Origin of the sequence: Endozoicomonas sp. SESOKO2 (genome assembly GCF_024606245.1) — a bacterium.
Classification (GTDB): Bacteria; Pseudomonadota; Gammaproteobacteria; order Pseudomonadales; family Endozoicomonadaceae; genus Endozoicomonas_A.
The window spans coordinates 1-21,195 of record NZ_JAHHPQ010000453.1 but is presented as its reverse complement, the minus strand read 5'-3'; the positions used below and the strand labels follow the sequence as shown (position 1 = coordinate 21,195).

Below are 21,195 nucleotides of genomic sequence, written 5' to 3'. Positions count from 1 at the left end.
ACTCTAAATGATCAAAACCCATTACCCGGCCAGACTCTTGCGAAAAAATGAAACCAGATCGGCTGAAGGAGACCTGCACCATGAGCCTTAGTGAAATTGACCAGCCTACAGAGACTGCCTCATCGGATCAAATGACCGCCAGCGATCATTCTTCCAGCCAGATCGCAAGGATGAAGACATCTCTGGAGGCTCAGCAAAAAGCCTTTCAAAATCAACCCAACCCATCACTTCAGCAACGCAGGAAGTGGCTGAAAACGCTGAAAGAAGGTTTGAAGAAACACCAGAAAGCCCTGGTGGATGCCATAAACAGGGACTTTGAGGGCCGTGCTGAAACAGAATCCCTGTTAGCCGAGTTTATGCCATCCCTCTCAACCATCGATTACTGTTGCAAGCATCTGGCTAAATGGATGAAGCCCAGTAAGCGACATGTAGCAATCACTCTACAACCGGCTGCGGCAAAGGTGGTTTATCAACCTCTGGGCGTTGTCGGCATTGTTGTTCCCTGGAACTACCCTCTCTTTCTGGCCATAGGCCCCCTGGCTACAGCCCTGGCTGCCGGTAACCGGGCAATGATCAAGATGTCTGAGTATACTCCGGCTACCTCCAGACTGTTTGCCGAGATGATTGCGGATATCTTCCCTGCTGACCTGGTCACTGTTGTCAATGGTGAAGCGGATGTGGGAGCCGCTTTCACCGCTCTACCGTTTGACCACATTCTCTTTACCGGCTCTACCCAGGTCGGCAAACACGTAATGACGGCCGCGGCCAAAAATCTCACCCCCGTAACCCTTGAACTCGGGGGAAAATCCCCGGTGATCATTGATGAAGACTTCCCAATGCAGGAAGTAGCCGAGCGTGTCTGCTACGGAAAATCAATGAATGCGGGGCAGACTTGCGTCGCCCCTGATTACGTTCTGGTCAAGCAACAACGCAAGGAAGAGTTTGTAGAAGCTTACCTGAAGGCCTTCAGCAACATGCATCCTTCAGTGAATGACAGTCAGCATTACACTGCGATTATTAACGAGAGACAGCATCAAAGATTACTCAGCCACATTGAGGATGCCAAAAGCAAAGGGGCAGAGATTCGGGTGGGCAACAATGAGGAAATAACCGATGGCTCCCGTCGTTTACCTCCCCATCTGATTCTGAATGCTACGGAAGACATGAGCGTCATGCAGGAAGAAATTTTTGGTCCACTGCTGCCCATCATCGGGGTAGACAGCATTGATGAAGCTATTCAGTTCATCAATAGCCGTCCACGTCCACTGGCGCTTTATTATTTTGGTGAAAACAAACAGACTCAGGACAAAGTTCTGACCCATACTCACTCAGGAGGTGTCTGCCTGAATGAAACCCTTTTTCATGTTGCCATCGACGATATGCCTTTTGGTGGTGTGGGCGCTTCCGGCATGGGCCATTATCACGGACACGAGGGTTTTCAGGCGCTGTCCAAGGCAAAATCGGTCTTTACCAAAGGTCGCTTTAACAGTGTCCGGCTGGTATTCCCTCCCTATAACAGCTGGCTGAAGAAGAGGATGATAAAATTCCTGTCAGGCTCCTGATCATTCTGGTCCGGACTGTCATTCGATAGTCCGGAATACTTCTCGTGCTCAAAGTCCTTGAAAATAACAATTTATCACCTAATTACGCTGTTTTGACTCAGGTAGTTTGTCACCTTTGATTGATTTCGATACCATTCTGCCTTCGTTATCCATAGATTGAAGAACTCTGTTTTAACCATTTTCAGTCTGTAATGGGCAGATCAGGACGCACAGTCCTTCACTACAGGCATCTGTGAAGCCATAGAGCTTTCGGAATAATGACCTTGGCAAACTTTGGTCAACCGAGCTCAGAGGCTTCGCCGGACATCAGCAGGAAATGCACTTCAATGAGCAAAGTAATCTACCCTGGCACTTTTGACCCTATCACCAAAGGCCATCTGGACCTGGTAGAACGGGCAGCAAGAATTTTTGACAACGTGGTCATTGCGGTAGCAGAAAGCCCTAAAAAGAAGCCTCTGTTTGATCTGACCAAACGTGTTGAGCTGGCAGAAGAGGTCACAGCTCACCTTGATAATGTTTCGGTAACAGGTTTCAGCTCCCTGCTGGCTCACTTTCTGGAAGAGCAGAAAGCGACTGTGATTCTGCGTGGCCTGAGGGCCGTATCCGACTTCGAATACGAATTCCAGATGGCCAACATGAACCGGATTCTGGCACCAAAAGTAGAGAGCTTGTTTCTGACACCTGCCGAGCAATACTCCTATATTTCTTCTACGCTGGTACGGGAGATAGCCTCACTGGGTGGAGATATCGACAAGTTCGTCTCCCCCTGTGTTCAGGAAGCCCTGAAGGACAAATTTGGCCCACAAGCCCGGTAGCTGATGGTGCACCCTGAGCCTGGCGCCTGAGCTGAAACGCTCACGCGGAACTGGAGATTACGTCATGTCCCTGATCATTACTGATGACTGCATTAACTGCGATGTCTGTGAGCCGGAGTGCCCGAACAGTGCGATCTCTCCCGGGGAAGAGATTTACGAGATCGACGCCAACCTGTGCACGGAATGTGTAGGTCACTACGACGAGCCACAATGCCAACAGGTTTGCCCGGTCGATTGCATCCCCAAAGACCCCGATAATGAAGAGTCGCACGATGAATTGATGGAAAAGTATTTGATTATTACGGCGGCGGCCTGATCATTACTTTTTTCATTACTCATGATTCTCTACAGGAGTCTGCCTGCAGGCAGGCTCCTAACTCAAAAACGCCCCACTCTGGTACTCCCGAACCGCCTGCATCACTTCTTCGCGACTGTTCATAACAAAAGGTCCATACTGCACAACAGGCTCATTCAATGGTTTACCCGCCAGTATCAGAAAGCCAGCTTGACTTTCAGTACCCAATTCAAGTCCGTCACCTTGCGCGAAAACCGCCAGTTCTGATTGACTGATGACCTGACCTGTGGATGCCTGAAGTTTTACCTGACCTTCATAGACGTAGACCATCAGTTTTTTGTCACCTATGGGTAGCTTGATAGTGCTGCCCGCTTTCAGCGATACATCCAATAACAGCGCATCCGTTACCTCTCTTTTCAGTGGTGCGGATAATTGACGACCATCAATCTCTACTTCACCCAGCAGCAATCTGGCAGACCAACCTTCAAACGACAGTACAGGGAAATTCTCCACACTGATATCAAGATACTCAGGATCACTCATTTTCCGGGCTGCGGGCATATTCAACCAGATCTGGAAACCATGCAGCTGATCATTTTCAAGAACAGGCATCTCTGAATGAACGATTCCCTTTCCAGACTTCATCCACTGAACACCACCTGACTTTATAGACCTTTGGTTACCCAGATGATCTTCATGCCTGAATCCTCCCATTTTCATATACGACACCGTCTCGATGCCTCGGTGAGGATGAGCCGGAAATCCGGCACCCAGGTCGCCAGAGCCGTCAGCTCTGATTTCGTCCAGCATCAAAAAGGGATCCATGAGCTTATGCTGCCCTGACCCCATGACTCTCTTGAGTTTCACTCCGGCTCCGTCTGAAGCCGGACGGGCGGGTACGAGTTCGATCAAACCTCTTGCTTGCATCACTTTATGCCACCAGTTGATCTATTCTTTCTGCAGCTTTACCCAGCGCGACTTCTCTTGCGTCGCCACTTTTGGCGAGCCCTTCTGCATAGATGAACTCGACATCCGTAATCCCGATAAAACCAAGGAAATGCTTGATCAGTGCGGTTTGTGTATCCATGGGTGTACCCTGATACTCACCCCCTCTGGCCGCCAGGATATAGGCCTTTTTGCCATTCAAAAGCCCCTGCGGTCCCTGTTCGGTGTAGCGGAAAGTGATGCCTGCCCGGGCAATATGGTCAAAGTAAGTCTTCAGGGTTGATGGCATGGTAAAGTTGTAGAGAGGCAATCCCAGCACCAGTACATCGGCTTCATTCAACTCTCTGATCAAACGATCTGACAAGCTGGCTATATACTTCTGGTTTTCATTGCGCTCTTCTTCTGACAGGCTGAAGCCTTGAAAACTTTCTGCTGTCAGGTGAGGAATCGGTTCTGACACCAGATCACGATAGATTACCTTTTCCACAGTGTGGTTCCGGGTGTATTTTTCAACAAACTGTCTGGCCAATTGCCCTGACTGTCCTTCTGAGCCAAACAGACTGGAATCGATTTGCAGGATGGTGCTCATAATGATCTCCGGTTTATTAGATTGCTTTGGTTAAGCTTAATTTAATATCGATTTTTACGAATAAAAAGCGCAAAATATCCCTTATAAATATCGAATTATTAGATCAAAAGTTCATCATCCATGGCCAAAGTCACCCTTGAACAATGGCGAATGCTCCATGCCGTCGTTGAACATGGCGGTTTCGCACAAGCCGCAGAAGCCCTTCACAAGAGCCAGTCAACCGTCAGCTATGCCGTAAATAAGCTGCAGCAGCAGCTTGATGTTGAAATACTGGTCATCAAAGGCAGGAAGGCAGAATTAACGGAAGCTGGAAAAGTGCTGATCAGGCGCTCCCGGTCCCTGCTGAAAGAGTCCGATGCGATCGAAAAGGTTGCTGACAGTCTGTCCCAAGACTGGGAAGGCCGCATCACACTGGGAGTTGATGTCATCTTTCCACCCCAGTTGCTCTCGACCTGTCTGAAAAGACTGTCATCAGAGTGCCAGCAAACCCATATTGAGCTGGTAGAAACGGCACTTTCAGGTACTACCGACATGTTGGCCACCGGTCAAGCAGACCTGGTGATCAGTGGCCTCGTGCCACAGGGTTTTATGGGAGAGCCTTTAATGAAAGTTACATTCAAGGCGGTTGCTCACAAGGATCACCCGTTGCACCAGCTAGACAGGCCTCTGAGCCTGGATGACCTCAGACAGCACCGCCAGATTGTCATCAGGGACTCGGGCATCAAAAGAGTGGATGCCGGATGGCTGGAAGCAACAGAACGCTGGACCGTCAGCCATATCAGCACATCGGTAAGAATGATTTCACAGGGGCTGGGGTTTGCCTGGCTGCCAACCGCTCACGTAGAGCAGGAAATGGACTCTGGTGTGTTGAAACCTTTAAACCTTAAGCCTCATGGCTCCCGACGCCACGAGATATACTTGATTTACACTGATCAGGATTATGCGGGGCCAGCCGTAAAGTCTCTGGCCAATATCCTTAAGGAAGTGTGTGCTGGCACAGATATGCCAGCACATTGACGAAACGGATACAACAAAGAATCAGAAAAGAGGCTCAGCCAATCTTTCGAAGCTCTCCCAGCTTGCCGTCCGATCCATAAGAGATTTCAAAAGTACCATGAACACCTTCACGGCTAACAAATTTGAGAAGGACGTCGTAGGGAATGCTCATGCTAAAACCCTCACGGGTATTGACCTGAACACGGTTCTTTTTGCCCTGATAATACTGTAATACCTGCTGAGAATTCAGACTGATAGAGAAGGTGGCCTTATTCATTCTGGACTCCATTCCTCATGTTCAATCAAGTGATATTGGCCGAAGGGCCATCTGGCTCAGAGCCAGTGACCAGATGTGTATCATTTTAGCAAAATCAACTCATTCAATAAGAATGTCCGGTCATTAAAAATAACCGGACTTCTTGTCTCAACAAAGGTCATTTACAGCTTACTGATTGGGTGGAGGAGGCATTAAACCTTCTGGCATTTCCATGTTGTTGGGCACCTGCATTTGCTGCATCACCTCGTTGATGGACTCTCTGATACTGGCAATCATCGCCTTGTAGCCTTCATCAAAGCCGCGATAGAAAGCCTGCTCAGTAGGTTCAACATCATCGCCTTCCTGCTTGTGAATAGCAGACTGCTTTCCTTCAGGGTTTTCGCCACTGAAGAAAGCTTCCATGGAAGTAGGAACGGTCAGAGCGACACGACCGCCGGCCATATAACCGTCAATAAAGCGCCCTCTCAGGAAAGGGTTATCGCTGCTGCCAACGCTGGCAATGCGATAGGCATCGTCAGCCTCACACCAGCGATCCTTATATTCACTGGCTTTTTCGCCGTCGCTGCAGTGGTATTCAATAATACCCAGAGCATCAACCACTTGCTGATACCCTGCACGATAGCCCGCTTCATCAGGCTTTTCAGCCCTTCCTTCCAAGGCCTCTCGAGAGACCTGACTGGTTTCAGCAAGGCGAGCATCGTTAACACCCTGACGGTAACCTTTCAGATAATTGCCAAAGTTGGCAACATTACCAGCCAGTGAACTCTTATCAAAGGCTCCACGTGCCTCACACCATGTCTGCTTGAGCGCATCAGTGGTATCAACAGTGGTACAATCATAAGCTTCTTCTTCAGCAACCGGACGGGCAGACTCTCCCGTTGATGGGGCTACCTTCGGACATTCCTGTTGCTTGCCGCAACCCTGAAGCAGTAAAAATAATAAAAAAACAGGTACGACACCTGCGTGCACTGACCTACGCATTCATTTCTCCTTCCCAAGGGGTACTTCTAATGTTCAACATGACAGAACTATTAGCTGCCAGGATTGTCATGTCTTAAGTTCCAGAGGCTCCTGACAAAATTCTGCGTTATTAATATCATTAGACGGAGCTGATTAAATATAGTTCAGAAAAATCGTTATTTTTCTTCTTTAGTTCCTGTGGATATATCAAGAGAAATTGTTGAATGAGCCGCAGGCTCCTTCAGCTGGCACAATTCCGTCCAGTCAGAGCCTTGTAAAGAAGCGACCAGCTGACCCCATTGTTCAAGAGAGCATGTCGTCCCACAGGACAGTGTCAGGGGTTCGTTATTCAATGAGGCTTGAACAGTCTTATTTGAGGCTGAAAAGCGCAGGGTCAACATACTGGTATAGGGAACATTGAACTCTCTCGGGCTTCCAAGAGCACTCAACAGAGCCAGTATATTGGTGTCACTGACCGCTAAAAGATAGAAGTACTCACAGGAAGTTTTGCCGTTTTCAAGACAGGTCTGATGCTGCTGATAGCGTTGATCAATAGCCTTCATAAGATGCTGGCTGGCCAGCTGAACCATACGCCTGTCTTTAACTATTTGAGCCATAAACCAATCTATCAGATCCAGAAGCTGCTGCTCATCCTGAGGACTCAGGAACTCTGGCAGAGGAATGTTGTGAAGCTTTCTGACATTCAATGCATCGGCAAGGCCTATAATGGCGTGAAGCGATGGTGCTCGCTGTTGCCCGGACTCTTTTGCCCAGAGCCTGATCTTGTCGAGCCCCAATTCTTCTAACTTCTTTTGCCACAAAGGGCTCTTTTGCATATCAGCGATCAGCGCTCTGAATCCAGTGCAGGATTGAGTAAATCCGAGCAGATAATCGTCTTGCGGTAGAGCAGCATAAACCGGTGGGACAATTGCAAACTCATTGCCTGAGCCTGTTTTCAGACTGTCAGGATAGATAGCCTGAAGCATCGTGGTGGCACACTGGATGGTTCTGTCCAGGCCCCGGGCCTGATGATAACTGAGCTCTGGGTTCCATCGGGAAGGAAAACCGGCAGGGAGTTGAGTGCGCCTGAAATGTTTACCCGCTTCATAACACTGTTTTAAACCAGTGTCTGTCATCTCACCGGGTCCGATAGGCCAGAGTTTGGGATTTAATGGACTACTTGGACTGCGATCCCCATGACGAACCAGTGTGACAACATAATCTTGATAGTCCCCAGACTCTGGCTGAGCCTGAACCAGAAGCGTCATTGAAAAACACAATACGCCCCAAACGAGAAGCCACTTTTTCATTCTATATTCCCGATTGATTAATTAAAGAATCAAACAACAGAGAATAGAAAGAAAAGTGACATCTGTTTAGAAAATATGAATGGATTGAAGTAAGTATCAGACGCCCATGGCATGTTTGATCAACATGTCTTTGACAAGAGGCAGGCTATTTGTCCACTTCAGTCCTGTATTCCTTAGCCAGCGAATACCGATATCGTCAGCGGCAAAGAGGTTTTGCAAGCCCTCCATGGATTTCATCATCAACAGATTACTACCCATCCTTTTGCGCTCATACCGATTCAGAATATGACTGGCAGAAAAATCATCGCCACGCTCAACCGCTCGCAAGATTTCTTCAGAGAGAACCTCCACATCCTGCAATCCAAGGTTCACACCCTGACCGGCCAGAGGATGAATGGTATGGGCCGCATCGCCTGCCAGCACAATTCGATTTCGATGATATTGGCGGGCATAGCGCTGCCTGAGAGGAAAGCGAAACCGGGGGTCGGCTGAAAGCACTTTCCCTAGTCTGGATTCAAAAGCAAGTTCTATAGCCTGACAAAAAGCCTCATCATCCAGAGACAGAACTTCATCGGCCTTATCTGGAACTAATGACCAAACAATAGAGCAGTAGTGCTTATCTCCCCGGCTGGGCAGAGGCAGAAACGCTAAAGGCCCGGTGTTCAGGAAGACCTGCCAGGCAGTGTCCCGATGATATTGCTCTGTTTCGACTGTGGTGACCACTGCATGATGGAGATAGTCCTTCTGATTGGAAGGAATACCCGACCGCTTCCTCAGAGTGGACTCGGCACCATCGGCAGCCACCAGCAGACGAGCTGCTATCTTTTCATTATCGAGCTGAACCTGACAGGGGTCACCCAACTCGTAGATAATGGTTGACTGACTGGGAAAGCACTCAATATCTGTTTGCGCCAACTGCTTCAGAAGCGCATGACGAATCACATCGTTCTCAACGATGCTTCCGAGCGTCTTGAAACCCACCGACCTGGCATCAAACGCGATCTCACCCGTTCCTTCGCTGTCCCAGACATACATGTGCTGATAGGGCATAACACGCTGAGAGGTCATAATATCCCATGCGCCCAGTCGCCGAAATAATCGGGAGGAGGCTTCAGTCAGGGCACTGACCCTGGGTGCGTAGGGACTGTCAGGAGAAAACGCCGGAGTCGAAAGCGACTGTTGATCAACCAACGCTATTTTCAAGTCTGCTTTTGACAGCGACAGAGCCAGAGACACCCCAACCATGCCACCACCGGCAATCACCAGATCAAATGACTTCAACCGAGATCTCCTCCTGATACTGTTTTTTTCGTGTTCATGGCTTTTGAGGATTAGAAACCCATCGCCTTTCTGGCAAACCGACCTTTTAATTCCCGGCTCATATCCAGACAGCTTAAGCCAAGGTTTCTGGCCAGAATCACCGGCAGCTCCTGTCGGGAAAACAATTTCACCAGACCGTCACAGAAGTCCAAAGTCATCTTCTGATCGCTCTTCTGTTCTTCGACATATTGAAGCAAACGGGACAGACTGCCCGGGGCAATAGCCTGTCTGAGCGACTCAGTAATATTCCCGGCCAGAGCCATTGTATCCCTGATGGCCAGATTATATCCCTGACCTGCGACAGGGTGCATAGAGTGAGCTGCATTACCCAGAACGACCAGACCAGGCCTGACTTGCTCACGGGCAACGCTGAGAGTCAGAGGATAACTTTCACGCATCCCGACTTTGGTAAACCCGCCAGCACGATAACCAAATTTTTCCTGCAAAGTGGACAGGAAAGTTTCATCATCCATAGACATTCTGTCGTCTATTTCATCAGTAGGCACAGTCCAGACCAGTGCTGAACGATCAGCACAGAGAGGAAGCAAAGCCATGGGCCCTCTTCCGGCAAATCGTTCATAGGCTACTCCGTTGTGCGGCTTATCAAGGGAAACATTGGCAACCAGTGCATGTTGTTCGTAGTCATAGTGTTTACGTGAAATACCCAGTTTTTCCATCAACCGGGAACGACCTCCATCGGCAAGGACCACCAGAGATGCCACTTTCTCAACAAATTCTTCCCTCTGCCTGATAACCACTTTCATTTCTGAGTCAGGCAAAGGCTGTAAAGATTGAACCTGTGCCGGACTCAAGACTTCAACCCTCCCCTGATCACGATAACTTTTCAGTCTTTTGAGCAGCACTTCACCCAGTCGATAATTTTCAACCACATACCCCAGGGCAGGTACGCTTTCTTGCTGATGATTAAGACGGGTGGCACCAAAATGCCCTCGATCAGAGACCTGAATATCCAGAATAGCTGTGGCAAACGGATCCAGATCAGGCCAGAGTCCGAGTTCATCGTAGATCAGCCGGGTACCATAAGAGAGTGCCGAGGCTCTGGCATCATAGCTGGGTGGAGAGTTGGGTGGAGCGTTGGTCGGTGTATCCCCTGCTTCATCGATTGCGTGCGTCTCAACCATCGCTACTTTCAGCCCATGTTGATTGATCGCAGACTCCAGAGCACACAGCAGACTGGCACCCACCAGCCCACCACCAATGATCAGGACATCATACTTCCCGGTCATCTCTCTCTCCTTTCTACGGTGAAAACACTCATCGCTAAACAGAACAACGGTAGTCTTTGCGATGTCAATGAATGGTTTTTGTGTTGCGCTTTTTCGATTTTTCCGGGACGGCCACCGCTGAAAAAATGGTTAAAAGATTCATTCGAACGTACTCACTGACTTCTATAAACAAACGTTCAGACTCATCACTGTCATCCGCTTCAGGCTGGATCTGGGCAATTTCCGAGAAATCTCCCAGAACCCCTTCTACTTCCTGACTCAGTGGCTTGCTTCCAATGACTTCGCCGAATCCGAACAGAAATCCCTGACACCAATAACCCAACGCTTCAGTTCTTTGCTCCAGGGCTTCGTCGTCATCAGGCAGAAGCAGAGCAATAGAAAAGTCTGATTGATCCAGCTTCTGCAATGTTCCCTGATACATGCGCAGCAGGAGATCCTGGAAACGGCTGTCCAACTCCTGATCATCCAACATAGCAGATACTTGACGGAACCAGGTTTCTACGCCGGGCTGACTGCCCGCAGCAAACGTGCCACAGAGAATACCATGAAGTTCAGAAGGATGACTGTCACCGCCCAGCTCAACCAGACGATCAGCCAACTCATTAAAGGCGACAACGTCTGAGGCCGCATCACTATTTGTCATTACAATTACCTTGAAAGCCTTACTGGAAAGAACCCATTGATCATGGAACAACCAATCAATAACAGGGTGGATTGAAAACCAGATCCCAGAGGCTCTGTGAAAACCCGATGGTGTGTGAGTGTATCAGATTTATCGTTTGGGCAAATCGCAAAGGCATTGTTCTGTGTACTTACAGCCGCTATAGTAGATCCAATAGCACGGTTCCGGAACCTATGAACGACCACGAACTCGCAACCCTGAACCAGAAAATTGACGATCTGGTAGCCATCAGCCTGAAACTGAAAAAAGAAAACCGCTTACTGCGCGCCAAGGAGCACACCTGGCTGGCAGAGCGCGCGAAACTGATGGAGAAGAATGATGTCGCACGCAGCAAGGTCGAAGCCATGATCAACCGCCTGCGCACTCTGGAGCATGAATCCTAATGGACAGTCCATCCACCACCACCGTCAGTATTCTGGACAAGGAATACCTGGTCAGCTGCCCCAAACAGGAAGAAGCTAATCTTCATCAGGCAGCTCAGCATTTAAACGAACAAATGAGACAAATCCGTGCGGGTGGCGTAATTGGTACAGAGCGTATCGCAGTCATGGCAGCATTGAACATCAGCTATGAACTGCTTCAGAGCAGGCAGCAAAGCCTGACCGACAATTCAGATGCTCAGAAACAGATCAAACAGATGCTTGGCAAGCTGGATCAGGCGCTAATGCTAATCGAAAGCTAAATCCACTGACCCCCCTGGCCTGAAGAGCCATCGTTGGTAAAAAACCAATGGAGCTATCGGTCAAAAGATCAATAGCAAAAAAAACCTACAGACTTGTACCTCAGAACCGATATAATCCCGGTCAAGTCTCCCTGGCCTGTTTGCCAGTCATTAAAGACCCGGGCTGATAATACCATACCGGGGATTCCTCGTTGATGCTGGAGCGCAGGTCCACCTTGCAGTGGAAAGCCCGATTCATCACAGCAATCCCCACCGTTGCTTTAACAGCAACGGGCTTACGTGGCAGCGGCAGCTTGGGGAGACTTACTATCATTCAGTACTTGTCGTCTTATTACCTCTCAAACACCCATAAAACGCATCAGTATTGGCAGGCAGTGAAGTATTCCGCAGAATGAAAGAGAAAAAAAGCCGATACACTGTGACCGGCTTTTTGGGAAGACGTATTTCAGAAAAAGTCAGGACTTTTCTTTTGGTTTCACGTATAACACCAGATTGTGGTCAACAATCTCGTAACCGTGCTTGTCGGCAATCTCCTTTTGACGACGCTCAATATCTTCATCGATAAACTCAATGATCTCACCGCTTTCCATACAAACCATATGATCGTGATGTTCACCCCTTGCCAGCTCGAACACGGAGTGCCCACTGTCAAAGTTGTGCCTGATGACCAGACCGGCCCCTTCAAACTGGGTCAGCACCCGGTAGACGGTGGCCAGACCGACATCTTCTTCTGCATCAAGGAGAGCCTTGTAGACATCCTCGGCACTCATATGAAGGCCCTGAGAGCTTTCAAGAATCTGAAGAATTTTGACACGAGGCAGCGTGACCTTCAGACCCGCTTTGCGCAACTCTTGATTTTCCAACACGTTTACCTAACCCTTAGCATTTAGCAGGTAATCCCTGCTATTATCACATTTTTAAGCCGAACATTCATTTTCGAAGAAGATAGTGGAAGTCTGAAACCGATGCAAAAACGTCCAGCCCTGACCACAATTTTTCTCGCTGCCGCTGCTCTCCTGGCTGGGTGTGCCAGTTCAACAGACGGTGGCTCCAAACTCATCAGCTTCCCCGGTGTTTACAAGGTCGACATCCAGCAGGGTAATGTCATTACTCAGGAAATGGTAGACCAGCTCCGTCCGGGAATGACCCGTAACCAAGTCCAGTATGTTATGGGCACCCCCCTTATGGAGGACACCTTCAATCGGGATCGCTGGGACTATATTTCCAGCCTTCAGCCCGGTGGCGAACAGCGCACCCAACAAACCCTCACCATCTTCTTCAAAGACGACAGGCTTTCCTCTATTGAAGGAGACTTTCGTCCCGGTACAGGGGTAACACCTTAAACAGCTCTGCTGACTGCAAAGCAGTTCACCCTCAGGATGCAACTGCTTCTTTCTTGAGTTTTGCTTTCTCTGCACGCATCTTGCGTACTTCTTTCGGATCAGCAATCAGCGGGCGATAGATTTCTATCCGGTCACCCTCTCTCACAGCCTGATCGGTCGGCCTGATAACTGCCTTGCCAAAAATGCCCAGTTTAACAGAGTCCCAATCAATCTCAGAAAAGATCGACTTCATGCCAGATTGTCTGGCGGCATCAAGTACTGATGTACCTTCTTTAACCTCAAGGGTCAGAATCCGGTAATCATCCGGCAGGGCGTAAGCCACTTCAATACTGACTCTGGAGTGTTCTTCCGGCTCGGACCGGCTATTGTTTTCAGCCATAAAGCTGCTCCGCTCTCTGACAGAAGGCGTCAACCATTTTATTCATTGCCTTGTTGAACACTGCACCGACTGTAGCTCTCAGCAATGGGTTGGATATTTCGAAATCCAGCTCCAGTGACACCTTGCAGCCTCCATGACCCAGCGGCTTGAATGTCCAGACCCCATTCAGCTTTGAAAAGGGCCCCTTCAGCAATGACATTTCAATAGACTGGTTTTCCACCATTCGGTTCCTTGTGGAAAACTCATAGCCCAGGTTTCCTTTGGACAGCTCAAGAGCGGCTTCCAATACCTCTCCTTCCTGCCTGAGTATTTTGGCTCCTGAACACCAGGGCAAAAACTGAGGATAACCTTCAACATCAGCCACCAGTGGATACATTTTTTCTACTGGCTGCATGATCAGGGCTGAACGGGAAACTCTTGGCATGACGCAGTGCAAATTTATAAGACAAGGGCCAGCGAGCATAACATATTGTGAAAGCTATTGCCTTCAGAGCCGTACAGGGAAAATACTCGGGGCTCGCAATGCCGCGGAGGAGGAGCGTAGCTTAAAGGCTACGCCCTATACCGATTATGATTTAAATGAGCTCAAATCATTTCAGCGCTGTGTACAGAATCAAAGCTACCGCTACAGGCACAATAAAACGGATCGCAAAGCGCCACAGATTGATCAGACCTACACTCATAGCCATTTCGTTGGACATAACAGAACGCTTCAGAACCCAGCCAGCAAAGATCGCTGTCAGAGCACCACCCAGAGGCAACAGCAAGACGCTGGTCATGTAATCGGCCAGATCAAAGATGGTCTTGTCGAAGAACTTGACGTCAGCCCAGATGTTAAAGGAGAACACAGAGCCCAGACCTACCAGCCAGATAGCACCACCGATCAGCCAGGTCGCCAGTACACGATTGATGCCGAAGCGCTCAGTCACCCAGGCCAGAGAAGGTTCAATAAGGGAGATGGCTGAACTCAGGGCAGCGATACTGACCAGCATGAAGAATATGAAGCCCAGAATCGATCCGCCGGTGATATTGGCGAAAGCAGAGGTCAGGGAAACAAACAGCAGACCGGGCCCGGCAGAAGGTTCAAGACCATGAGCGTAAACAATCGGGAACACGATCAGGCCAGAGATGATGGCCATCAGAGTATCGAGGAATGCAACATTCACTGCGGTACGTGGAATAGAGTTGTTGGCGGGCATGTAGGCACCGTATGCCATCAGGGCACACATCCCCAGACTCAAGGTAAAGAAGGCCTGACCCATAGCCGCTACAACTGCTTCGCCGGTAATCTTGCTGAAATCCACATCGAACATGAAGTGGAAACCACGCATGAATTCACCGGTAACCAAAACACTGTAACCCAGCATGGCAAACAGCAGCAGGAACAGGGTTGGCATCATAACCTGCAGACCTTTTTCCAGACCTTTATGAACACCACGAGCGGTGATCAGTACTGTGACCACCATAAACAGGGTGTGCCATAAAATTTGTCTTGGTGCAGAGGCAGTCAGAGCTTCAAACTCACCACCAATCTGATCAGCCGTCATACCATTGAAAACACCTGTCAGAAGATCCCAGGCGTATGACAGCGCCCAGCCAGCCACCACACTGTAAAAGGTCAGAATAATGAAACCGGTGGCCATACCCATCCAGCCAATCACTTCCCAGCCACGGAACACTCCTGCATCACTGGTCAATTTACGGATAGCATTCAGTGGGCTAAGGCGAGCCGAACGACCAATGGCCGTTTCAGCCATCAACAACGGTATACCTACCAGCGCGATACACAGCAGATAAACCAATACGAAGGCGCCACCACCGTATTGGCCAGCAATGTACGGGAATTTCCAGATATTACCCAGACCAATGGCAGATCCGGCGGCAGCCAGCATAAATGTCCAACGGTTGTTCCAGGTTTTGCGCGCGGTTGTCGGGTTTTGTCCTGACATGAGACTCCTCAATGATGTACAGCAAAATTCTTATCGAGTGAAACCTTCATGCAGAGTGCTGCAAAGATACTTCGAACAACACTGCATTTTATTGCAAGCCGCCCGGGCTATTCAGTCTCGAATCAGACAATCAGGAAAAGGAGCTCAAACGACAACCAGCTTGAAGAAGAGAGTAGAGTCATTATTACAGCCAGGGGCACAAATAACAGCCCACTCAACACCGAATAAAGCAGCTACCATAAAGCTTTCACTGGAGCATGAGGGCGACGCTGAGCATTGTATCGGTTTCATTTCTCACCTCAACCACTTTTTCCTACAATCACCACAAAAAAAGAAATATCCCCCAAAATAATTTACAACCCAGAACATTTAACCTAAAGAAAAGAAGCCCTGAACAAATACGAAAAACCGTCAGGAGCCTGAATGAGTAACTGTCATAAGCAACGACTGGTTTTATACGCTATCCACGTTATAATCCGCGCATGGCTAAAAGATCGAAAAAAAGCGGTAAAGGCGACTCTTCCATTGTCGTCAACAAAAAAGCCCGTCATGACTACCACATTGATGAGTCATTTGAAGCAGGGCTTTCACTGGCAGGCTGGGAAGTCAAGAGCCTTCGCATGGGTAAAGTGCAACTGGTTGACAGCTACGTTCTACTCAAAGATGGCGAAGCCTGGTTGATTGGTGCCCAGATAACACCACTGGATACAGCATCCACCCATGTGATGGCTGATCCTCTGCGCGACCGGAAACTGCTGTTGCACAGAAGAGAGTTAGCCAAGCTGTTCTCGGAGACTCAACAGAAAGGTCATACTTGTATCGCTACCAAGCTGTACTGGAAAGGTCATCTGGTCAAATGCCAGGTAGCCCTTGCCCGTGGTAAGAAAGAGTTCGACAAGCGTGCTGCCACTAAAGAGCGCGAATGGAATATCGAAAAGCAGCGGGTTATGCACCGAGGCTAACTACATGACAGATGTCTTTTTATAAGCATCCCGGGTATAAATAACAGGTTGACTTCTATGCCACTTTTTGAATAATTAGCCTCAGGTTTCTCTGGGGGCGATCTGGATTCGACGACGGTTACGAAACCTTAGGTGCATGTCGAGAATGTAGTGATTCTCGTAAATCAAAACACTACAACCTTTTAGTTGCTAACGAAGACAACTTCCAAGGAGCTATGGCAGCTTAATACCTGCCTCCTCCCGGTCACTCCGACTTGCCTGTTGGCTGGAAATGACCGCTATTGAAAACAGGATCGCCTTGATGTCTGCCTGGGGCTGACAGGTTAAACTTTTCAGGATCGCGCAGTGTCACCCTGACCGTTGGGTCGTTCTGCGTTAGCCTAAAAACGGAATCTAAACATGTAGAGCCGAAGGCGGAGAATCGGCGGACGCGGGTTCAATTCCCGCCGCCTCCACCAGCTTGCAAACAGCCCTGATGAGCCCTCAGAAGCCATCAGGGCTTTTTATTAACTCTCAATTCTGATAGCAGAATTTCATGGCAATGGTTTTTCTCACTTGCCTTCAAACCAGTGATCTTGACGATGCAAGACAGAGTCAACCCATACTCCCGAAGGATTCTACTTTGGCGTAACTGTGTAGTGTTTCGTATCGGTCCGATTTTCTGCAAGCCCTGTCCTCACTGTTCTATTTTTCCTGCCCGGGGCGATTCATATCCAGCAAATCAATATTCATTTTCATCCACAGCAGAGTAGCGGCCAGATTAACATTGTTACGACAGGTTCCATCATTGACGGTTAACAGGCCCCGAGTCTCGTCGATTCTCTGATTCACCTCCTTTTGGCGTTCTTCAGGAAAATTCTCCAACAACCGCTCCAGGTTTTGCTGCCCTTGAGTCAGATGTGCAAACCTCGAAGGAAACTGGCACAACTGATACAACTTAACCAAATCTGGCTCCAGCCCTGATTTCTGCCAGGTTCCGAGAGACATAAGAATTAAGAAGTCCAGGTCATACGTATCAAAGGCAGGCTTGTCCAGTGTTTCGGCATAGTTCGTGCGCTCACCATTGATGACCAATTGCCCGGGTTGTTCAGCCCCCTCCAGATACATTATTTGCGAATAAAAGTTCAACATATTGTCTTTGGTAAGAGGTTCTTCATCTGCATAATAACCGTTTTCAGACAACACAGGGGATTCCAACACTGTTTCCAGATCGTGCAACGCAAATGACTCACAGCCAAAACCACCGGCTTGTCGAGGAGGCAGAAAGAAAAACTGGGAATCAGTAAAACCGTGATACTTTATCGCCAGTATTAACGCCAAACCGATAAAATGCGGCAGGGGTGAATAAGTTTTGTCTGCATGGTACTGCTTAAAAACAGTTAAACTATCAGCAACAAAAACCCGAAAATGCCCCCTGCTATTTCTCCTGATAGAAATAACACTAACGTGACCTGTTTTAACCTGAAAAATATAGTTTTTTGGTTTTTCTGCTGCCATTAATGGCAACTGAGTTGCAAATAGCGAAACCAGCTGGTGAAGACACTGTGGAAAACCAAGATAAGCATGCATGAGTCTTACAATCTCCGGGCTGGCAGCATCCAGAACCCTGTCAAGCAGCTCGTATTTGGGCAGCCCTTCAGGTAACTCAAGATCAGGAAGTACTGCCTTGGCAAATGATCTGATATAAATTTCTGGCACTCTCTTAAACCCGGGATACTCAAGTAAAATATGCGTCATTTCACCTGTTTCCAGCTTTTCGGGAAAATAAAGCTCAAGTAGTTTCAGAACCCCTTTCCAACGGTATTCCGAGTTCTCCAGGGAGCCCTTTTCTTCTAAAATACCGGGATTCTGCTCATACAACTCTCGCAATTCTGCCTTAAAATCATCAATATTTTTTTTCTGATCCATCGTTTTCAATGACTTTTCAGCGGCCTTCAGTATTTCTTTCAGTTTTTCAAGATGCCTGGCACGACTCTCATCGTTTCCAGAAGCCGTTGCTGCACCAGTGCCAGAGGAACCTGAAGAGCCAGAACCACCTTGCCTTTTATGAGGCTGTTTTTTATGAGGCTGTTTTTCGCTTTGTCGCCCCTGCTTCGATGACTGAGATTGACTGCCCGTTTTGGTCTGTTTCTTGTTTTCATTACCATAGAGGTTCAACTCAAACGAATAGCCAGTAAAAACTGTTCCTTTGTCTGGCTGTAGTCCTTCCCCTTCAGAAACAGGGGAACTGATTGTCAAACCTTTTTTTCCTTTCTCTAACAGTAACAACGGAACAACCTTAGACTGAGGCAAACGAATGCGGTCAGATAAAAAAGAAGAAAGAATCACATCGGCACCGCCGCCAGAAACCAATGATGAAGCGTAAGGAATTGCAGCCTGGCTGCCAGCTGACAAAAAAATGCTAGCCAAAATAAAGACACAACACATGCTCTTCATAGTAAATAACCAAGCTCAAATAAAGATATCAAATAGATACAAAAACATCATTCTAGACAAAAAACTTGGATTTACCTGAAATTGGGATAGATTATTTCGTCTAAAGCAATGAATCGGCTCAATATATACGGCATCACTCGTCTTAATATTGAGAATGCCGTATGTAAACTCTTAAGAGGTGTTTTCAGAACCGACCAAAGCCTTGACAGATAATCAAAGACAACCGCTATTCGATTTTGGATACCACTGATTTTCAACGGTGCTTTATCAATTTTTATATACCTGACCAGTTGGTTTCGCTAACTGCTCAAATTCACTTTTTGCAGATAGGTAACCGGGCGCATCAGGAGCAAAATAGAGTTCATCAAATAACTTATTGGTTGCAATATCTGCCCATTGCCCAGATGTATATTCTTCTGGAAACCTTGATTCACTATTAGTTTCAGTGACAGTGAATAACACATCACCCTTGTAATAAACAGGATAATAAGTATCGCTACTACCATCACAGCATCCACAGGGGTCCCTTCCGTCACTCACTTCTTCACCTACTGAAATATCGCAGGGTTGAAGATATTTAAGTAATTGAATGGCATTCTCGAATACCTGAATATCCGGGTTAGGTGTTGTCGCGCCAAAATGCACATCGTTTTCAGTCAGAATTCCTTGTAAATAAATCATGTGCTCTATGACGCCTGACACAACCTCATTAGCCTGCGATCGTGAGGGCTGTGTTTTTGCCATCGCATGCTGAGTGGTGTGGTCTGTTGAACTTTCTATGGGATTTTCTATAGAATTCGGCGGCTCTTCAGCTGACTCTGTACTATTGGATAATTTTCGGAATTTACACACGCCATGACAGGAATCGACGTAACACTCTAAACCCAAAGTATGCTGCTCTTGTTCAAAACCTTCGTTATCACGGCCAGAACCAGAAGACAGGCGTCTTTTGACAGAGCCTCTAACATGGGCAGCTGCCCCCGGGGTTTGCTGACCGAATGATTCTGATGGTGGGTTTTGTTGGTCACTTTGTTGCTGGCTTTGTCCGGGGAGCATCATAGTGTTGATCGCAAACGAATCATCCTGACTTGCCTTCAGTTGATCCCTCGGGTTAAACATTACTGAATCAGGGTTCCAATAGCTTTTTAAGAGCCAGCCGACTGCGACAAACGCCTCTTCGGGTATCCATGAATAAGTTTTGCCGCTCAGAGCGGCGTCATGTGTAGTCAGGAACAGTTCATAAGCCACCAGCAGATTGGTGGCGTAAAGCAACTGCCACGAAATGGACTCAATAAAGGTCGTTTTTAAAGTGTAACCACCAAGCCTGCGTGATTTGTCATCAGACGACAAAACTGGCCCTGCATAGTCGTTTGTGTCGGCAAGGTGTGTCGGATTGCCCAACAACGAATTCAGGTTGTGCTTTATAGAAAAGCTCTCACTGGTCTGTTTATGCTCGACAACAAAATGTCTTGTCAACGATTCTGCCCGACAAACGACAGACGACAAAAGAAGCGACAGCAGCACAACAAAAAATGATCGTCTCATTATTCTATTCATCCATTCTTGTTTTATAGTGAATAAATACAGGTCAGTAAAGTAATAGACCAGAAAGGTGCTAAATCAAAAAAACAAGCATACTTTTCTCTCACAAACCTTAGGCTGCACTTATTGTTTGAATTCAGCATCACTCCCTTTCTGGAGGTCTGACACCCAAATTATGCAGTCAGGTTAATCACACTTATTTCACTTTACCCTTTCTTAATTTACCCTTTCTTAATTTACTCTCTTTAGGACTGAGTTCATTATCCTGGCCCACACAAAAGCGCATGCGTTTTCGATGTCTCATTTTGTGATCTGCCAGAGCCTGAGCATGCTTGCAGATCTTCCCGCATGGTTGCTCCTGACCATCCTCCCCGATCACTGTCATGTCACAGGTTTTTTGCCCGGTGTGAATTTTGCCTTTGTGAGATGACAGAGATAGAACATTCTTGAAGACTTTCCCGCATGGCCGCAACTGGCCATAATTCCCGACTATTGAAAGGTCACAGGTTTGTTTCCCGGTGTGAGCGATTCTTTTGTGACTCGACAGGGCGCGACTATTCTTACAGACCTTCCCGCATGGCTCCTTCCTGCCATCCTCCCTGAAAACGTTAACGTCACAGATTTTTTGCCCGGTGTGAACTTTGCTTTTGTGAGAAAACAGAGCCAGATCATTCTTGAAGACTTTCCCGCAAGGCCGTTGCAGACCATCCTCCCCGAACTCGCTTACGTCACAGATTTGTTGTTCGGAGTGGTATCTGTATTTGTGATTCGCCAGGGCATAAGTATTCTTGCAGACCATTCCGCATGGCTGTTGCTGACCATCCTTCCCAATCACTATCCAGTTACAGATTTTTTGTCCAGAATGGTATGCGTTTTTGTGAGTCAATAGAGATTTAGCATTCTT

23 protein-coding genes and 2 other RNA genes are annotated in these 21,195 nt (G+C 47.9%); 10 read left to right on the top strand and 15 right to left on the bottom strand.

Features of this window, described 5'->3' with window-relative positions; translation table 11 throughout:
- Positions 1-80: 80 nt before the first annotated feature.
- From KDK17_RS10355 to KDK17_RS10345, 3 genes are all read left to right on the top strand, one after another.
- Positions 81-1,562, top strand: a complete 1,482-nt coding sequence (locus KDK17_RS10355) for a coniferyl aldehyde dehydrogenase (protein WP_257281040.1) — start codon at positions 81-83, stop codon at positions 1,560-1,562.
- A 326-nt stretch (positions 1,563-1,888) separates the two neighbouring features.
- Complete coding sequence (gene coaD, locus KDK17_RS10350; RefSeq protein ID WP_257281039.1) at positions 1,889-2,377, top strand: pantetheine-phosphate adenylyltransferase; 489 nt, start codon at positions 1,889-1,891, stop codon at positions 2,375-2,377.
- Positions 2,378-2,441: 64 nt separating this feature from the next.
- The gene (locus tag KDK17_RS10345) at positions 2,442-2,693 is read left to right on the top strand and encodes a YfhL family 4Fe-4S dicluster ferredoxin (protein WP_257281038.1); all 252 of its coding nucleotides are present in this window, start codon (positions 2,442-2,444) and stop codon (positions 2,691-2,693) included.
- A gap of 57 nt (positions 2,694-2,750) precedes the next feature.
- On the opposite strand, the gene KDK17_RS10340 is transcribed toward KDK17_RS10345, so the two are convergent.
- A complete protein-coding gene (locus KDK17_RS10340; protein WP_257281037.1) occupies positions 2,751-3,599 on the bottom strand; it encodes a pirin family protein in 849 nt (282 codons plus the stop codon).
- A gap of 4 nt (positions 3,600-3,603) precedes the next feature.
- Positions 3,604-4,206, bottom strand: a complete 603-nt coding sequence (locus KDK17_RS10335; protein ID WP_257281036.1) for an FMN-dependent NADH-azoreductase — start codon at positions 4,204-4,206, stop codon at positions 3,604-3,606.
- A gap of 120 nt (positions 4,207-4,326) precedes the next feature.
- Here KDK17_RS10335 and KDK17_RS10330 point away from each other — a divergent pair, with 120 nt between their 5' ends.
- Complete coding sequence (locus KDK17_RS10330) at positions 4,327-5,223, top strand: LysR family transcriptional regulator (RefSeq protein ID WP_257253848.1); 897 nt, start codon at positions 4,327-4,329, stop codon at positions 5,221-5,223.
- A gap of 34 nt (positions 5,224-5,257) precedes the next feature.
- Here the strand turns inward: KDK17_RS10330 and KDK17_RS10325 are convergent, their stop codons facing one another.
- The 6 genes from KDK17_RS10325 to KDK17_RS10300 form a co-directional block, all read right to left on the bottom strand.
- A complete protein-coding gene (locus KDK17_RS10325) occupies positions 5,258-5,479 on the bottom strand; it encodes a DUF2835 domain-containing protein (RefSeq protein ID WP_257253845.1) in 222 nt (73 codons plus the stop codon).
- Between the two features lie 168 nt (positions 5,480-5,647).
- A complete protein-coding gene (locus KDK17_RS10320; protein ID WP_257253844.1) occupies positions 5,648-6,460 on the bottom strand; it encodes a hypothetical protein in 813 nt (270 codons plus the stop codon).
- 155 nt (positions 6,461-6,615) lie between these two features.
- The gene (locus KDK17_RS10315; protein ID WP_257288019.1) at positions 6,616-7,749 is read right to left on the bottom strand and encodes a histidine phosphatase family protein; all 1,134 of its coding nucleotides are present in this window, start codon (positions 7,747-7,749) and stop codon (positions 6,616-6,618) included.
- 96 nt (positions 7,750-7,845) lie between these two features.
- Positions 7,846-9,030, bottom strand: a complete 1,185-nt coding sequence (locus KDK17_RS10310) for an FAD-dependent monooxygenase (RefSeq protein ID WP_257253841.1) — start codon at positions 9,028-9,030, stop codon at positions 7,846-7,848.
- Positions 9,031-9,080: 50 nt separating this feature from the next.
- A complete protein-coding gene (gene ubiH, locus KDK17_RS10305; protein ID WP_257288018.1) occupies positions 9,081-10,316 on the bottom strand; it encodes a 2-octaprenyl-6-methoxyphenyl hydroxylase in 1,236 nt (411 codons plus the stop codon).
- Positions 10,317-10,380: 64 nt separating this feature from the next.
- Positions 10,381-10,959, bottom strand: coding sequence for a UPF0149 family protein (locus KDK17_RS10300; protein ID WP_257253838.1), 579 nt, complete (start codon positions 10,957-10,959; stop codon positions 10,381-10,383).
- A 212-nt stretch (positions 10,960-11,171) separates the two neighbouring features.
- On the opposite strand from KDK17_RS10300, the gene KDK17_RS10295 reads away from it, so the two are divergent.
- The 3 genes from KDK17_RS10295 to ssrS all read left to right on the top strand — a co-directional run bounded on the left by KDK17_RS10295 (position 11,172) and on the right by ssrS (position 11,984).
- Complete coding sequence (locus KDK17_RS10295; RefSeq protein WP_257253837.1) at positions 11,172-11,381, top strand: TIGR02449 family protein; 210 nt, start codon at positions 11,172-11,174, stop codon at positions 11,379-11,381.
- Positions 11,381-11,680 (top strand): cell division protein ZapA, encoded by a 300-nt coding sequence (locus KDK17_RS10290; protein ID WP_257253836.1) that lies wholly within the window; start codon positions 11,381-11,383, stop codon positions 11,678-11,680. Before KDK17_RS10295 ends, KDK17_RS10290 begins: the two co-directional genes overlap by 1 nt.
- A 125-nt stretch (positions 11,681-11,805) precedes the next feature.
- Positions 11,806-11,984: non-coding RNA, 6S RNA (ssrS, locus tag KDK17_RS10285), on the top strand.
- A 151-nt stretch (positions 11,985-12,135) separates the two neighbouring features.
- Here the strand turns inward: ssrS and fur are convergent.
- On the bottom strand, positions 12,136-12,543 hold the full coding sequence (gene fur, locus KDK17_RS10280) for a ferric iron uptake transcriptional regulator (protein ID WP_257253835.1): 408 nt from the start codon (positions 12,541-12,543) through the stop codon (positions 12,136-12,138).
- A 102-nt stretch (positions 12,544-12,645) separates the two neighbouring features.
- Here fur and KDK17_RS10275 point away from each other — a divergent pair, with 102 nt between their 5' ends.
- Positions 12,646-13,023, top strand: a complete 378-nt coding sequence (locus KDK17_RS10275) for an outer membrane protein assembly factor BamE (protein WP_257253834.1) — start codon at positions 12,646-12,648, stop codon at positions 13,021-13,023.
- Between the two features lie 31 nt (positions 13,024-13,054).
- On the opposite strand, the gene KDK17_RS10270 is transcribed toward KDK17_RS10275, so the two are convergent.
- The 3 genes from KDK17_RS10270 to KDK17_RS10260 form a co-directional block, all read right to left on the bottom strand.
- The gene (locus KDK17_RS10270) at positions 13,055-13,402 is read right to left on the bottom strand and encodes an RnfH family protein (RefSeq protein WP_257253832.1); all 348 of its coding nucleotides are present in this window, start codon (positions 13,400-13,402) and stop codon (positions 13,055-13,057) included.
- Entirely contained in the window at positions 13,395-13,826 is a 432-nt protein-coding gene (locus KDK17_RS10265; protein WP_257253830.1) for a type II toxin-antitoxin system RatA family toxin, read from the bottom strand. Before KDK17_RS10265 ends, KDK17_RS10270 begins: the two co-directional genes overlap by 8 nt.
- A 166-nt stretch (positions 13,827-13,992) precedes the next feature.
- A complete protein-coding gene (locus KDK17_RS10260; RefSeq protein ID WP_257288017.1) occupies positions 13,993-15,351 on the bottom strand; it encodes a sodium-dependent transporter in 1,359 nt (452 codons plus the stop codon).
- A 482-nt stretch (positions 15,352-15,833) separates the two neighbouring features.
- Here KDK17_RS10260 and smpB point away from each other — a divergent pair, with 482 nt between their 5' ends.
- Both smpB and ssrA read left to right on the top strand, forming a co-directional pair.
- Positions 15,834-16,313, top strand: a complete 480-nt coding sequence (gene smpB / locus KDK17_RS10255; protein ID WP_257253827.1) for an SsrA-binding protein SmpB — start codon at positions 15,834-15,836, stop codon at positions 16,311-16,313.
- A 93-nt stretch (positions 16,314-16,406) separates the two neighbouring features.
- Positions 16,407-16,771: a transfer-messenger RNA gene (gene ssrA / locus KDK17_RS10250) on the top strand.
- Between the two features lie 226 nt (positions 16,772-16,997).
- Here the strand turns inward: ssrA and KDK17_RS10245 are convergent.
- The 3 genes from KDK17_RS10245 to KDK17_RS10235 form a co-directional block, all read right to left on the bottom strand.
- A complete protein-coding gene (locus tag KDK17_RS10245; RefSeq protein ID WP_257288016.1) occupies positions 16,998-18,551 on the bottom strand; it encodes a hypothetical protein in 1,554 nt (517 codons plus the stop codon).
- A gap of 465 nt (positions 18,552-19,016) precedes the next feature.
- On the bottom strand, positions 19,017-20,294 hold the full coding sequence (locus KDK17_RS10240; protein ID WP_257288015.1) for a hypothetical protein: 1,278 nt from the start codon (positions 20,292-20,294) through the stop codon (positions 19,017-19,019).
- A 193-nt stretch (positions 20,295-20,487) separates the two neighbouring features.
- Positions 20,488-21,195 (bottom strand): hypothetical protein (locus KDK17_RS10235; protein WP_257288014.1); only part of this gene is annotated, 708 nt, incomplete at its 5' end.